Origin of the sequence: Mesorhizobium sp. CA14 (assembly GCF_020165195.1) — a bacterium.
In the GTDB taxonomy this organism is placed as follows: domain Bacteria; phylum Pseudomonadota; class Alphaproteobacteria; order Rhizobiales; family Rhizobiaceae; genus Mesorhizobium.
Map to the genome: position 1 here is coordinate 43,538 of NZ_JAIUHR010000014.1, position 13,784 is coordinate 57,321.

At 63.3% G+C, this 13,784-nt stretch carries 14 protein-coding genes; 9 read left to right on the forward strand and 5 right to left on the reverse strand.

The window, feature by feature from the left end; all coding sequences use genetic code 11:
* Positions 1-64 precede the first annotated feature (64 nt).
* Positions 65-2,899, forward strand: a complete 2,835-nt coding sequence (locus tag LB565_RS16485; protein ID WP_224585750.1) for a caspase family protein — start codon at positions 65-67, stop codon at positions 2,897-2,899.
* 255 nt (positions 2,900-3,154) lie between these two features.
* Here the strand turns inward: LB565_RS16485 and LB565_RS16490 are convergent, their stop codons facing one another.
* From LB565_RS16490 to LB565_RS16510, 5 genes are all read right to left on the reverse strand, one after another.
* Positions 3,155-3,826 carry a transglutaminase-like cysteine peptidase gene (locus LB565_RS16490; protein WP_224585752.1) on the reverse strand — a complete coding sequence of 224 codons (672 nt, stop codon included), beginning with the start codon at positions 3,824-3,826 and terminating at the stop codon, positions 3,155-3,157.
* 198 nt (positions 3,827-4,024) lie between these two features.
* A complete protein-coding gene (locus LB565_RS16495; RefSeq protein ID WP_224585889.1) occupies positions 4,025-4,282 on the reverse strand; it encodes an AbrB/MazE/SpoVT family DNA-binding domain-containing protein in 258 nt (85 codons plus the stop codon).
* A 55-nt stretch (positions 4,283-4,337) separates the two neighbouring features.
* Complete coding sequence (gene tldD, locus LB565_RS16500; protein ID WP_224585754.1) at positions 4,338-5,750, reverse strand: metalloprotease TldD; 1,413 nt, start codon at positions 5,748-5,750, stop codon at positions 4,338-4,340.
* A gap of 100 nt (positions 5,751-5,850) precedes the next feature.
* A complete protein-coding gene (locus LB565_RS16505; RefSeq protein ID WP_224585756.1) occupies positions 5,851-6,318 on the reverse strand; it encodes a YbjN domain-containing protein in 468 nt (155 codons plus the stop codon).
* Between the two features lie 72 nt (positions 6,319-6,390).
* Positions 6,391-6,930: an invasion associated locus B family protein gene (locus LB565_RS16510; protein WP_224515399.1), complete on the reverse strand. Its 540-nt coding sequence runs from the start codon at positions 6,928-6,930 to the stop codon at positions 6,391-6,393.
* Positions 6,931-7,258: 328 nt separating this feature from the next.
* Here LB565_RS16510 and coxB point away from each other — a divergent pair, with 328 nt between their 5' ends.
* From coxB to LB565_RS16550, 8 genes are all read left to right on the forward strand, one after another.
* A complete protein-coding gene (coxB, locus tag LB565_RS16515; protein WP_224585758.1) occupies positions 7,259-8,143 on the forward strand; it encodes a cytochrome c oxidase subunit II in 885 nt (294 codons plus the stop codon).
* A gap of 38 nt (positions 8,144-8,181) precedes the next feature.
* Positions 8,182-9,831 carry a cytochrome c oxidase subunit I gene (gene ctaD, locus LB565_RS16520; protein ID WP_224585760.1) on the forward strand — a complete coding sequence of 550 codons (1,650 nt, stop codon included), beginning with the start codon at positions 8,182-8,184 and terminating at the stop codon, positions 9,829-9,831.
* A gap of 73 nt (positions 9,832-9,904) precedes the next feature.
* Entirely contained in the window at positions 9,905-10,849 is a 945-nt protein-coding gene (locus tag LB565_RS16525; protein ID WP_224585761.1) for a heme o synthase, read from the forward strand.
* Positions 10,846-11,037: a hypothetical protein gene (locus tag LB565_RS16530; protein ID WP_224585763.1), complete on the forward strand. Its 192-nt coding sequence runs from the start codon at positions 10,846-10,848 to the stop codon at positions 11,035-11,037. The genes LB565_RS16525 and LB565_RS16530 overlap by 4 nt, the downstream gene beginning before the upstream one ends.
* Entirely contained in the window at positions 11,037-11,663 is a 627-nt protein-coding gene (locus tag LB565_RS16535; protein WP_224585765.1) for a cytochrome c oxidase assembly protein, read from the forward strand. The genes LB565_RS16530 and LB565_RS16535 overlap by 1 nt, the downstream gene beginning before the upstream one ends.
* Position 11,664: 1 nt before the next feature.
* Complete coding sequence (locus LB565_RS16540; RefSeq protein WP_224585767.1) at positions 11,665-12,546, forward strand: cytochrome c oxidase subunit 3; 882 nt, start codon at positions 11,665-11,667, stop codon at positions 12,544-12,546.
* 84 nt (positions 12,547-12,630) lie between these two features.
* Positions 12,631-13,017 (forward strand): DUF983 domain-containing protein, encoded by a 387-nt coding sequence (locus LB565_RS16545; protein WP_224585768.1) that lies wholly within the window; start codon positions 12,631-12,633, stop codon positions 13,015-13,017.
* Positions 13,014-13,769, forward strand: a complete 756-nt coding sequence (locus LB565_RS16550; RefSeq protein ID WP_224585769.1) for an SURF1 family protein — start codon at positions 13,014-13,016, stop codon at positions 13,767-13,769. The genes LB565_RS16545 and LB565_RS16550 overlap by 4 nt, the downstream gene beginning before the upstream one ends.
* Positions 13,770-13,784 lie beyond the last annotated feature (15 nt).

Below are 13,784 nucleotides of genomic sequence, written 5' to 3' on the forward strand. Positions count from 1 at the left end.
AAACATTCCTGCCTCTCCGGCGTTATCGCGTTGGACGAATGGCGGACAAGGATGGCGGATTGCAATGCGCTCGCTTCGGAAAGTCATCGGTCTTCTCGTCATTCTCGTCGCGTTCGCCGTCGCGTCCACGACCGGCGCGCTCGCCCAACAGCAGAAACGTCTCGCATTCGTCATCGGCAACGCCGCCTATCCGTCGGATGCGCTGGTCACCTCCGCGAATGACGCCGGCCTGATTGCGCAGACCTTGCAGGCAGCAGGGTTCGACGTGGTCGGCGCGCGCGACGTCGACCAGGAATCGTTGCGTGGCGCGCTGCGAGATTTCCTTGGAAAGGTTTCCGCCGCCGGTCCGGACGCGACCGTTTTCGTATACCTCGCCGGCCGCGGCGTGCAGTTCGAAGGTGAGAACTATTTCTTGCCGGTAGATGCCCAGATCGCCAATCCGGCCGACGTGCCGCTGCAGGCCATGCGGCTCTCCGATATCACCAAGTCCCTGGCGGGACTGCCGGCGAAGGTCAATATCGTCGTCCTCGACGCGGCGCGGCCGAATGCCCTTCCGAAAATGAGCCAGCCGCTGGCCGGCGGTCTCGCCCTGGTCGACCCCGACCCCAACATGCTGATTGCGTTCAACGCGGCGCCCGGAACGGTTGCGCCGGAAGGCAAGGGCCCATACGGCGCCTATGCTCAGGCGCTAGCGGAGATGATGCGCGAAGGCGGCTTGTCGCTTGACGATGTTTTCGACCGCACGCGGCTACGCGTCAACGAGGTGACGCTAGGCGCCGAAATCCCGTGGGACGCCTCGAAGATCAGCGCGCCTTTCGTCTTCTTCGAACGCGCTCCGGACGCGCCGCCGCCGAAGGTTTCGGAGTCCGAAGAACGGGCCAACCGGACCAGGCCGATCCGCGATTTCAACGCGCATGACGCCTATGTCGCGGCACTCGATCGCGATACCATGCGCGGCTACGAGGAATTCCTCGTCGCTTATCCGCACGATCCGATGGCCAAGCGTGTGCGCGCCATCATCGCTGCGCGGCGCGAGGCGATCACCTGGCGCGAAACATGGCTGCGGGACACGCCGGAGGCTTATTGGTCTTACCTCGATCGCTATCCGCACGGGCTGCATGCCTGGGACGCGCGCCGCCGGCTGGAACATTTCGACGCTGAGCTCGAGCCACCGGCGAGCTTCACCGTCATCGTCTACGACGTGCCGCCGCCGCCGCCGGAAGAAATCATCTATGTCGACAGGCCGGTGCTCTATTTCGACGATCCCGATTTCGACTTCGAGCCGCCGCCGCCGATCGACGTGATATTCCTGCCGCCGCCGCCGCCGGATTTCGTCGTGCTGCCGCCGCCCCCGCCGCCGGTCGATGTTTACGTCCTGCCGACGCCGGTCTTCGTCCCCGTGCCGGTCTGGGTCAGACCGCCCCGTGACATCGTGCCGCCGCCGAACGACATCATCTTCAACAACATTCACAACACGACCGTCATCAACAACATCAACAACACGACGATCAACAGCGAGCCGGCCAATCAGGCCGGACAACCCAACGCCAATGCACCGAGCGGCCTCACCACCGGCCAGAAGATGGCGGTTGGTGCGGGCGCGGCCGCGCTGGCGGCCAAGGTGGCGCTGCCGCCGTTGCTGCAGAAAAGGGCGGTGCTGTTCAAGCAAAATCAGGGCGGCCAGCCGCTGAAGCCGGGCCAAGCTGCCACGCAGGGCCAGCAGCCTGGTGCGACGCCGCAATCGCTGAAGCCGGGGCAGGCTGTCACGCAGGGCCAGCAGCCGGGTGCGACGCCGCAGGCCAAGACGATGGGCAAGCTCTCGACCGATCACGCCTTGCCGGGAGCTGACGGCAAAGCGCTGCCGCTCGTCAACGGCAAGCCGGTGCTCAACGGCCAGAATGCGCCCAACAGGAAGGTGCTGGGCAAGCAAGGCACTGTGAGTGGCAACCAGCAGGCTACCGGAAATGCCGGCGCCCCCGTTACGGGCAATGGCCAGCAGAACGGAGTTGTCAACGATCAGGACAAGAGGGGCAAGTTCCGCAAGTTGCCGAGCGTCAATGGCGCGCCGGGCGGGCAGAACGCCCAGCAGAGGTTCGGAAAGAACAATCCGAATGCTTTGGCCGGCCAGAATGGAGGCAACCCGAAGAAGCTGACACGCAAGGATCTGTCGGCAGGCCAGACAGCTGTCGGCCCTAGCGATCAAGACTCGGTCAACGGAGGCGATAGAGGCAAGAAGCTCCGCAAGCTGCCGACCGTCAACGGCGCGCCGGGCGAGAACGGGCAAAACGCTCAGCAGAGGTTCGGGAAGAACAATCCGAATGCGTTGTCCGGCCAGAACGAAAACAGACCGAGGAAGCTGACACGCAAGGATCTATCAGAAGGTCAGACAGCTGTCAGCCCGAGCGATCAAGGCTCGGTCAACGGAGGCGATAGAGGTCGGAAGTTCCGCAAGCTGCCGACCGTCAACGGCGCACCGGCCGACAACCGGGCGAGCGTGCAGGAGCGGCTCAGGAGAAACAATCCGAGTGTGTTCTCCGACCAGAATCAGGGCTCGGCCAATGAAAACAGGAAGTTCCGCAGGCTGCCGAACGGCGAAGAGGGTTCCGCCGGCGCGGGCGCCAAGGTCCAGCGCAACTTCAAGCAGGAAAGGCCGAACGTGCAGGTGCTCAGGCCGCAAAGGCCGGAGTTCCAGGCGCAGCCAAAGCCTCAGATGCAAGAGAGACGCCTGCAGCAGTTGAGGCCTGAGCCTCAGATGCAAGAAAGACGCTTGCAGCAGCAGCCGCGGCCTCAGCCTCAGATACAGGAGCGGCGCCTGCCGCAGCAGCCCAAGGAGCAGCCGCCGCAGGGAAACAAGAAGCCGGCCTGCGGGCATCCCGGCGAGCCGCCCTGCAAGCAGTAGGCCAGCAAGGCTTGCCTTGGCCGCGGGCGGCAACGCCCGTTCATGGGCCGGACTTCCGGCCCCATGAATTTGCGAGAATGTGACGGGTCAGGCCGTCAAAAGCAGACCAGACCGCTCTGGTCGCTCCGGGAGCGATTGCGGGAAAAGGTGAAAGGTTCGGGCTCGGCGACTTCACCGTAGCCTTCCCTCCGGAATTGCGTCCCAGTGAGATAGAGCGGCTCGCCGTTTCCGTGAAACGGTGAAATGCTCTGGCTTTTACGAGCTTGGAGACAGCCGTTTCGCCGTGCCGCCGCGCTGGTTGAGCGAAACCCAGATATTCGGGTTCTGCTGCGATTGGCGCTTCAGGAAATAATAGCCGGTGGCGTTCCAGGGCCGGATTTCGTCGACCAGATTGTCCAGCACGAGATCGCCCTTGTCGGTCTTCACCGTCAGGATGGTGTGGCCCTCATTGTGAAGATCGCGCACCACCGTCATCAGCAGCGCCTGCCGGGGGAATCCCGCTTCCTGGAGAAGCTTGCGCTTGTAGAGCGCGTAGATCTTGCAATCGCCCTTGCCGTCCGTTGGATAGTCCCAGTGGTCCATCATCGTGCCCCAGTGGTCGTAATTGCTGACCGGCTTGATGGAACGGTTCGCCGTCCGGTTTATCCGCCTGAGGATGCTCATGTTCTGCGCGGTCAGCCTGATGCTGGCGGCGGGCAGGGTAGGCACCTTGCACTCTTTCGGCCGGCGATGACAGAAATCGAGCCAGCCATATGGGACGCTGGTGCTGCTGCCGACCGCGGCGGAGCTTGCATCAGGTCGTGTCGACGTTAGCTTGAACAGCGACGACTGCGCCGCTGCAGGGCCGACTTGCAGCGATGAGGCGCCAACCAACGAAACGAGGCCAAGGAGGAAAGAAGAGGTCAGGACGCCAGGGGAACGCTGCATTGCCGACACCACCGCAACCAGAAGACTGGCGAGAAGCTAATGCGCAAACGCCCGCCCCGCCAATTAAACAATTAATAATGTCCTAACACGATTGTGTTCACTTCAAGGTGGAGGATGCATTCAAGCCGGAATCAACCGCCTGGTGCGCGGGGGCTGCTCGGGAAGTCGTTCGTCAGGCAGCGAACGGTGACGTTCGTATCAATCGCGAGCATGGCGCCGCCGTGCTTCGGCGAGGACGCCTGCGTCCATTTCTTCCATTGTCTTCGGCGCGCCGCGGGATGGCAGGGAGCCAAAGACATCGTTCTGCTGTTTCGCCGCGAACACAGGCGCCAGCTTCAAAAGCACTCCCTCAGCCGTTTCTTCAACCTCGAGCCTCGTTCCCGGGCCCCACTCTTTCCGTTTCCGGATGGCGCTGGGCAGGATCACTTGCCCCTCGGTCGAGACGGTGGTCGTCAGCTTTCAGAGACGGTCATAGTACCTACCGGTGTAAGACGAAGGCATGGGTTAGGCCTCAAACCCTGGTGCCGCCCACCGTCATCTGGTTCATCCGCAGATGCGGCTGGCCGACGCCGACAGGCACGCCCTGTCCGGCCTTGCCGCACATGCCGATGCCGGTGTCGAGCTGCATGTCGTTGCCGATCATGCTGACGCGGTGCATGGCGTCGGGGCCGTTGCCGATCAGCATCGCGCCCTTGATCGGCTGCGTCACCTTGCCGTTCTCGATCATGTAGGCCTCGGTGCAGCCGAACACGAATTTGCCGGAGGTGATGTCGACCTGGCCGCCGCCGAAGGAAACGGCATAGATGCCGTTCTTGACCGAGGCGATGATCTCTTCCGGCTGCATGTCGCCGGAGGTCATATAGGTGTTGGTCATGCGCGGCATTGGCTGGTGCGCATAGCCCTCGCGGCGGCCGTTGCCGGTCGCCTTCATACCCATCAGCCGGGCGTTCTGGCGGTCCTGCATATAGCCGACCAGTATGCCGTCATCGATCAGCACGTTGCGCGCCGAAGGCGTTCCTTCGTCGTCGACGGTGAGCGAGCCGCGCCGCTCGGGGATGGTGCCGTCATCGATCACGGTGACGCCCTTCGCTGCCACCTGCTGGCCCATCAGGCCGGCGAAGGCCGATGTCTTCTTGCGGTTGAAGTCGCCTTCGAGCCCATGGCCGACCGCCTCGTGCAGCATCACGCCCGGCCAGCCGCTGGAGAGCACGATGTCGAACGTGCCCGCCGGCGCAGGGACGGCCTCGAGATTGACCAGCGCCTGCCGCAGCGCCTCGCTGGCTGCATGCTTCCAGCTTTCCTCGCTGACGAACTCGCCAAAACTCTTGCGGCCGCCCATGCCATAGGAGCCGCTCTCTTGCCGGTCGCCGCTGCCGACCACGACCGAGACGTTGATCCGGACCAGCGGGCGGATGTCGCGCACGATCTGCCCGTCGCCGCGCACGATCTCGACATGCTGCCATGAGGCGGCGAGCGAGGCCGTCACCTGGCGCACGCGCGGATCCTTGGCCCGCAGCCAGCCGTCGATCTCCTGCAGCAGCTTGGCCTTGGCCTCGAAAGAGGGCGAGGGGATAGGGTTCTCGTCGCCATAGAGATGGCGATTGGTGCGGGCGGGCGCTCCGGCCAATGTGCCGGAATAGCCGCCCTTGACCGCCGAGACGGCATCGGCCGCGCGCAGCAGCGAGGCCTCGGACAGATCGCTCGAATGCGCGTAGCCGCTGGCCTCGCCGGCCACGGCGCGCAGGCCAAAACCCTGGTCGGTGTTGAAATTGGCCGTCTTCAGCCGGCCATTGTCGAACATCAGCGCTTCATTCTCGCTGTATTCGAGGAACAGCTCGCCGTCGTCGGCGCCCTTGATGGTGTCGGTGACGATCTCCTTGACGCGATCGTCGGAAATATCGAATTGGCCGATCAGGCTGTTCATGGCTAATCCATTCGTGGAAATAAAATCGTTGCACCGGATGTAGGCGCGAAGCCGCCGTTGCACAATCGCCAACAGGATCAAGCCGACGATTGCGCCGCCGTCACTCGCCGCTCAGGAAGTTCTTGATGTTGGCGGCCATCGCGTTCCAGGTGGAAAACTGTTCCTCGAGATTGGCTTTGGTGATGCCACCGGCGAAAGAGACATCCATCTTGAAATTCGAGCCGTCGCCCGAATAGGCCTTCACCCAGCGGTATTTTGCGTTCCAGGCGTTGGCTTGGTCGGCGGTGAGCGGGTCGGTGTAGCCGGTCGAGAACTGCAGCGACTTGCAGTTCTCGTGGTCTTCGCAGCCGTAGAAATAAATCACGTATTTGACGCCCTCGACCCGTCCGGAAATCATCGGGTCGCCATTGTCGTCCCTGTCCATCTTGGCCGAACCGAAACCCTTGGCGATATCGAGGATCGCCGCCGGCTCCGGGCTCTGGAGTATTTCGGCATCCTCGGCCCGCGCGGCCGAAACCGCAGCGACCAGCGCCAGACCGGTGACGAAAGCGGATAAATTCGCGCGCATTGAGCCTCCTGGCCGCCAAACGCGCATTCGCCACCGGACCTCAGCGTCAGGAGCGGCGCATGGGTAAGAAGATCAAGGTAGGGCAGCGAAACCTTCCGCAAAGCCCTTGAGGTCGACGGGAATGCCGATGCCTTCCTCGGGCGTCTGGAAGACGATGAAGGTGGCCGAGGTGCCGCTCTTTAACGTGTCGAGCAGCGGCTTTTCGAGGATTACCTCGGCGTAGCAGCCGTCCTGGAAGCAGCGCACGAAATAGGCGCGGCCGATGTCCTTGCCGTCGACATTGAGGCCGAGGCCGTTGGGGAGCAGCACGCCGAGCGGCGCCAGCACGCGCAGGATCTCGGCCTTGTTGTCGGCGGTGCGCAGCACCACGACCGAAAGGCCCATTTCAGGACGGTCCTCGGCGACGACGTTCTGCATCATCACGCATTGCTCGGACGTCGCGCCCGCCGGCGTGTCGCAGATGATCGACCACGCGCCATGCGTCGACTTTACCGTGCCGCTCGGGGGCGTGGCATTGTTCGGCGAGGCGGCAGCGCCAACGGCTATGCCGACGCCGAGCAAGGCAAGGGCAAGAACGACCTTCGCCAAGGTTCTCGAAAGCCAGGAAGTCATGACGGCTCCATTGCGAATCACGGCACTTTAAGCCGCGCCGGGGCCAAGTAAAGGATGAGACCGTCGCCGGCCCGCCCCGATACCGGCAATTCCATGCTTTTCCAAAGCAAATTCGCCCGAATTGCGACCGTTGCGCATATAGCGCGGCGGGCGCGGAAGATGGCCTTCGGCCTGCGCGCAAAAATGCCGCACGGTTTCCTCCGCTCCTTTCTTGCGGAGGGAAATAGAGTATGGTTTGAACCACCCTAGGCACAGACCGGGATTCCCGATCCCGGCAGCGTCCGTTATTGGTGCGACCAGATCGCGGGAAGTGGGAGACGAGAGGGCGATGAGGAAATTCCTGGCAAGCGCTGAATTCTTGGCAGGTGCGGCAGCTTCGGCCGTGCTCTTCTCCAGTGCTGCGGCCCGTGCCGACCAGCCGCGGGAATGGGAGGTGACCTTCCAGGCTCCGGCGACCGACATGATGCGGCAGATCGAGCGGTTCGGGAACTACACCATGTGGTTCATCGTCCCGATCACCGTCCTTGTGCTGGTGCTTCTGCTGGTCTGCATCGTCAAGTTCCGCGCCAGCGCCAACCCGGTGCCGTCCAGGACCAGCCACAACACGCTGATCGAGGTGATCTGGACCGTCGGACCGGTGATCGTGCTTCTGCTCATCGCCATTCCCTCCTTCCAGCTGCTCACCGCGCAATACACCCCGCCGGAAGAAGCCAAGCTCACCGTCAAGGCGACCGGCAACCAGTGGAACTGGGATTACGAATATCAGGTCGACAAGACCTTCTCCTTCAACTCGGCGGTTCTCCAGGATGCCGACCGCGCCAAGGCCGGCAAGGAAGATCGCGCTCTCTATCCGCGCCTGCTCGCGGTCGACAACGAGCTGGTCGTGCCGGTCAACACCATGACCCGCGTGCTGATCACCGCGACGGACGTCATCCACTCCTTCGCCGTGCCGTCCTTCGGCATCAAGATGGACGCCGTCCCCGGCCGCACCAACGAGACCTGGTTCAAGGCCGAGAAGGAAGGCCTCTACTACGGCCAGTGCTCGCAGCTCTGCGGCAAGGACCATGCCTTCATGCCGATCGCGGTGCGCGTCGTGTCCGATGCGCAGTTCAAGACCTGGCTGGACACGGCCAAGACCGATGTGCCCGCCGCCAACAAGGCGCTGATGGCCGAGATCGATGGTACCAACAAGGTAGCGGCCGCCGGCAACTGATGCCGCGGGTTAGCAAGATTTAGGGAACGGAGCGGAACATGGCAGAGGCTGCAGCTCACGATCACGACGACCACAGGCCGCATGGCTGGGTCCGCTGGGTCTACTCGACCAACCACAAGGACATCGGCACGCTCTACCTGATCTTCGCGATCATTGCCGGCATCGTCGGCGGCGCGCTCTCGGTCGCCATCCGCATGGAGCTGCAGGAGCCGGGCATCCAGATCTTCAGCGGCCTGGCGCAGATGGTCTACGGCATGCAGGGCGACGCCGCCATCGACGGCGGCAAGAGCATGTACAATGCCTTCGGCGCCGCGCATGGCCTGATCATGATCTTCTTCATGGTCATGCCGGCGCTGATCGGCGGCTTCGCCAACTGGATGGTGCCGATCATGATCGGCGCGCCGGACATGGCCTTCCCGCGCATGAACAACATCTCCTTCTGGCTGCTGCCGCCGGCCTTCATCCTGCTGCTCTCATCGATGTTCGTGCCGAGCGCGCCGGGCGCCTTCGGCGTCGGCGGCGGCTGGACGATCTATCCGCCGCTCTCGACGTCCGGCCAGCCAGGCCCGGCGATGGACCTGGCGATCCTGGCGATCCACATCGCCGGCGCGTCGTCGATCCTCGGCGCCATCAACTTCATCACCACCATCTTCAACATGCGCGCTCCCGGCATGACGCTGCACAAGATGCCGCTGTTTGCCTGGGCGGTGCTGATCACCGCCTTCCTGCTCCTCCTCTCGCTGCCGGTTCTGGCGGGCGCCATCACCATGCTGCTCACCGATCGCAATTTCGGCACCGCTTTCTTCGTGCCGGACCAGGGCGGTGACCCGATCCTCTTCCAGCACCTGTTCTGGTTCTTCGGCCATCCCGAAGTGTACATCCTGATCCTGCCGGGCTTCGGCATCATCAGCCACATCGTCTCGACCTTCTCGAAGAAGCCGGTGTTCGGCTATCTCGGCATGGCCTACGCCATGGTCGCGATCGGCGCCGTCGGCTTCATCGTCTGGGCGCACCACATGTACACGACCGGCCTGTCGCTCGACACGCAGCGTTACTTCGTGTTCGCCACCATGGTCATCGCGGTGCCGACCGGCGTGAAGATCTTCTCCTGGATCGCCACCATGTGGGGCGGCTCGATCTCCTTCAAGCCGCCGATGCTGTGGGCGCTGGGCTTCATCTTCCTGTTCACCATCGGTGGCGTCACCGGCGTCCAGCTGGCCAATGCCGGCCTCGACCGCTCGCTGCACGACACCTATTTCGTGATCGCCCACTTCCACTACGTGCTGTCGCTGGGCGCCGTATTCGCCATCTTCGCCGGCTGGTACTACTGGTTCCCGAAGATGACCGGCTACATGTACTCGCCGGTGATCGCCAACACCCACTTCTGGGTCACCTTCGTCGGGGTCAACCTGATCTTCTTCCCGCAGCACTTCCTCGGCCTCGCCGGCATGCCGCGCCGCACCGTCGACTATCCGGATGCGTTCGCCGGCTGGAACATGGTGTCGTCCTACGGCTCCTACATCGCGGCCGTCGGCGTTGCGATCTTCCTTTACGGTGTGTTCGAGGCCTTCCAGAAGAAGCGCGTCGCCGGCGCCAACCCGTGGGGCGAGGGTGCCACCACGCTCGAATGGCAGCTGCCTTCGCCGCCGCCGTTCCACCAGTGGGAACAGCTGCCGAAGATCAAGTAGGCGCCCCTACGCATACAGGACCGCCGGCTTGCCCGGCGGTCTTGGCCAACGGAATGATGGACTTTAAGTACGAATGGCCCTTGCCGAAGACAGATCGATGGAGGAAGCGGGTTTTCGCATGTCGGAAGCGACCGCAGGCGATTTCTTCGCCCTCCTGAAGCCGCGCGTCATGTCGCTGGTCGTCTTCACGGCTTTTGTCGGCATGATCGCTGCCCCCGTCGCCATCAATCCGCTCATCGCGGTGATCGCCATCCTCGCAATCGCCATTGGCGCCGGCGCCTCGGGCGCGCTCAACATGTGGTACGACGCCGATATCGACGCCGTGATGACCAGGACCGCCGGCCGTCCGGTGCCGTCCGGTCGCGTCACGCCAGGCGAGGCGTTGAGCTTCGGCCTTGTGCTGTCGGTGCTGTCGGTGATGACGCTCGGCGTGCTGGTCAACTGGCTGTCGGCATCGCTTCTCGCCTTCACCATCTTCTTCTACGCCGTCATCTACACCATGTGGCTGAAGCGCTGGACGCCGCAGAACATTGTCATCGGCGGCGCCGCCGGCGCCATCCCGCCGGTGATCGGCTGGGCCGCCGTGACCGGCTCGGTCAGCCTCGAAAGCGTGATCCTGTTCCTGATCATCTTCCTGTGGACGCCGCCGCATTTCTGGGCGCTGGCTCTCTTCAAGTCCGACGACTACGCCCGCGCCGGCATCCCGATGATGCCGAATGTCGCCGGCCATGCCTCGACCCGTAGGCAGATCTTTGCCTATGCGCTGATCCTGGCGCCGGTCGGCGTGCTGCCCTGGGCGCTTGGTTACACCACGGCCGGCTATGGCCTCGTCTCGGCCGCCCTCGGCGCGGGCTTCGTCTGGTATGCCTGGAAAGTGCTTGCCATGGCCGACGACGACCGCGCGATGAAGCCGGCCAAGGCCCTGTTCGGTTATTCGCTGCTCTATCTCTTCGCCATCTTCGCCGCCTATCTCGTCGATTGCGTGGTTGGGCGCGCGCTCATGATGGGGGGAGTATGACCGTGGCCGACAAGAACCTCGAACTGGTCACGCTGACCGAGCGTCAGCGCAAGGCGCGCCGCAACCGCTCCATCGCCATCGGCGTCGCGCTGGCGGCGCTCGTCATCATCTTCTATGCCGCCACCATCGTGCGCTTCGGTCATCATGGCGCGAGCCTCACCGGCTCGGGTCTGTTTGGGGGCGGCTGATGAGCGGCGACTTGAGCAAGCCCCGTAAGGTCAACAACGGCATCGTCGCCGCTGTCTGCCTCGCCTTCTTCACCGGTATGATCGGCATGGCCTATGCGGCGGTGCCGCTCTACAAGATGTTCTGCCAGGTCACCGGCTATGGCGGCACCACGCAGCGCGCCGAGAAGCAATATGCCGGCCGTGTGCTCGACCGCGATATCACCATCCGCTTCGATGCCAACACCAACGGCATTCCCTGGCAGTTCGAGCCGGTCGCCCGTTCGGTGACGATCAAGATCGGCGAGACGACCCAGGCGCATTACAGCGCAACCAATAAGTTCGATCGCCCCATCACCGGCCGCGCTTCGTTCAACGTGCAGCCTGAAATGGCCGGCGCCTATTTCAACAAGGTGGAGTGCTTCTGCTTCACCGACACGACGCTGACGCCCGGCGAGACGCTGGACATGCCGGTCGTGTTCTATGTCGATCCAGACATCGTCAACGTGCCGGAACTCAAGGACTTGAAGACGATCACCCTGTCCTACACGATGTTCCCGGTCGAAAAGAAACAGCCGGTCGCCTCGTCGGCACCGGCCGCTGGCAGCAGCAACAAAGTTCCAGATTCCGACGCAAGCCTCGGGGGTTGATATGGCAGACGCGCACGCAAAACCACACCACGACTACCATCTCGTCAACCCGAGCCCCTGGCCTTTCCTGGGCTCGATCGGCGCGCTGGTCACCGCCGTCGGCGGCGTCTGCCTGATGCAGTATCTGAAGGGCGGCAATTTCCCGGTCTTCGGCCACAACATCGCCAATCCGTGGCTGTTCTTCATCGGCATGATCATCGTGCTTTACACGATGTTCGCCTGGTGGTCGGACACCATCAAGGAAGCGCATGAGGGCTACCATACGCGCGTCGTGTCGCTGCATCTGCGCTACGGCATGATCATGTTCATCGCCTCCGAGGTGATGTTCTTCGTCGCCTGGTTCTGGGCCTTCTTCGACGCAAGTCTCTTCCCCGGCGAGGCGAACCAGTATGCCCGCACCGCTTTCACCGGCGGCGTGTGGCCGCCGAAGGGGCTTGAAGTCCTCGATCCCTTCCACCTGCCGCTCTACAACACCATCATCCTGCTTCTGTCGGGCACGACGGTGACCTGGGCGCACCACGCGCTCCTGCATGGCGACCGCAAGGGCCTGATCAACGGCCTGGTGCTGACCGTAGGCCTCGGTATGCTGTTCACCATGGTGCAGGCCTACGAGTACATGCACGCTCCGTTCGGCTTCAGGGATTCGATCTACGGCGCCACCTTCTTCATGGCCACCGGCTTCCACGGCTTCCATGTCATCATCGGCACCATCTTCCTGCTGGTCTGCCTCGTGCGTGCGATGCGCGGCGACTTCACCCCAAAGCAGCATTTCGGCTTCGAGGCGGCCGCCTGGTACTGGCACTTCGTCGACGTGGTCTGGCTGTTCCTGTTCAGCGCCATCTATGTCTGGGCCTCGAACGGCGCACTGATCGAAGGCCATTAAACCGACGGGTTTCGCAATCCCAAAGGGCGGCTGCGGCGACGCGGCCGCCTTATTCTTTGGGGCGAAAAGGTCTACGGTGAGAACATGAACGAAGATAAAGCGATCTGGCCCCCCATCGATCCGATCTCGGCCGGCCTGCACGGCCGCTGCCCGCGCTGCGGCGAAGGCAAGCTGTTCTCGGGTTTCCTCACCGTCGGCAAGCGCTGCTACAATTGCGGGCTCGATTATTCCTTCGCCGATGCCGGAGACGGACCGGCGGTGTTCGTCATCCTGATCATCGGCTTCATCGTCGTTGGCTTGGCGCTGTGGATGGAGGTGACGCTCAGCCCGCCGCTCTGGCTGCACTTCATTTTGTGGATACCGCTGGCGCTGGTTCTCTGCCTGACGGCGCTGCGCCTCATCAAGGGCGTGCTGATCACCTTGCAATATTCCAAGAAGGCCGCTGAAGGCAGGCTGGAATCCCAAGAATGAATGAGACGACAGGCCCGGTTGCCGGCCGTTCGCGGCCGCGCGCGGCGTTGCTCATCGGTCTCGGCCTCGTGCTGTTCGCCGTCCTGATCGGGCTCGGCACCTGGCAGGTTCAGCGCTTGCACTGGAAGGAGCACCTGCTCGCGACCATCGACAAGCGCACGCATTCCGCGCCGTTGCCGCTGGCCGACGTCGAGAGGCAATTCGCCGCTTCCCACGATGTCGATTACACCCCGGTGACGGTGACCGGAACGTTCCTGCACAAGGGCGAGCGGCACTTCTTTTCAACCTGGCAAAGCGACAGCGGCTTCAACGTCTACACGCCCCTGCAGCTCGAGGACGGCCGCTTCGTGCTCGTCAACCGCGGCTTCGTTCCCTACGATCTCAAGGACCCGGCCAAGCGCCAACAGGGCCAAATTGCCGGCAAGGTGACGGTGACCGGACTTGCCCGCAATCCGCTGCCCGCAAAGCCGTCGATGATGCTTCCCGACAATGACGTCGCCAAGAACATCTTCTATTGGAAGGACCGCGACGTCATGGCGGTGACCGCCGGCTTGCCTGCCGGCTTCGTGCTGGTGCCGTTCTTCATCGATGCCGACAAGACGCCGAATCCCGGCGGTCTGCCGGTCGGTGGCGTCACCATCATCGACCTGCCGAACAACCACCTGCAATATGCCGTCACCTGGTACGGGCTGGCCGCCGCCCTTGCAGCCGTGCTGATCCTGAGGTTGCGCCGCCCGGCGAAGGAGCAGTGAGCGCCGCCGCTCTTG

Bases quoted from the DNA above. Each gene is read 5' to 3' on its own strand.
- LB565_RS16530 (WP_224585763.1), top strand. From the start codon at position 10,846: ATGACCGTGGCCGACAAGAACCTCGAACTGGTCACGCTGACCGAGCGT.
- LB565_RS16505 (WP_224585756.1), bottom strand. From the start codon at position 6,318: ATGCGCGCGAATTTATCCGCTTTCGTCACCGGTCTGGCGCTGGTCGCT.
- coxB (WP_224585758.1), top strand. From the start codon at position 7,259: ATGAGGAAATTCCTGGCAAGCGCTGAATTCTTGGCAGGTGCGGCAGCT.
- LB565_RS16540 (WP_224585767.1), top strand. From the start codon at position 11,665: ATGGCAGACGCGCACGCAAAACCACACCACGACTACCATCTCGTCAAC.
- LB565_RS16485 (WP_224585750.1), top strand. From the start codon at position 65: ATGCGCTCGCTTCGGAAAGTCATCGGTCTTCTCGTCATTCTCGTCGCG.
- tldD (WP_224585754.1), bottom strand. From the start codon at position 5,750: ATGAACAGCCTGATCGGCCAATTCGATATTTCCGACGATCGCGTCAAG.
- LB565_RS16535 (WP_224585765.1), top strand. From the start codon at position 11,037: ATGAGCGGCGACTTGAGCAAGCCCCGTAAGGTCAACAACGGCATCGTC.
- LB565_RS16510 (WP_224515399.1), bottom strand. From the start codon at position 6,930: ATGACTTCCTGGCTTTCGAGAACCTTGGCGAAGGTCGTTCTTGCCCTT.
- LB565_RS16550 (WP_224585769.1), top strand. From the start codon at position 13,014: ATGAATGAGACGACAGGCCCGGTTGCCGGCCGTTCGCGGCCGCGCGCG.
- ctaD (WP_224585760.1), top strand. From the start codon at position 8,182: ATGGCAGAGGCTGCAGCTCACGATCACGACGACCACAGGCCGCATGGC.
- LB565_RS16525 (WP_224585761.1), top strand. From the start codon at position 9,905: ATGGCCCTTGCCGAAGACAGATCGATGGAGGAAGCGGGTTTTCGCATG.
- LB565_RS16490 (WP_224585752.1), bottom strand. From the start codon at position 3,826: ATGCAGCGTTCCCCTGGCGTCCTGACCTCTTCTTTCCTCCTTGGCCTC.
- LB565_RS16545 (WP_224585768.1), top strand. From the start codon at position 12,631: ATGAACGAAGATAAAGCGATCTGGCCCCCCATCGATCCGATCTCGGCC.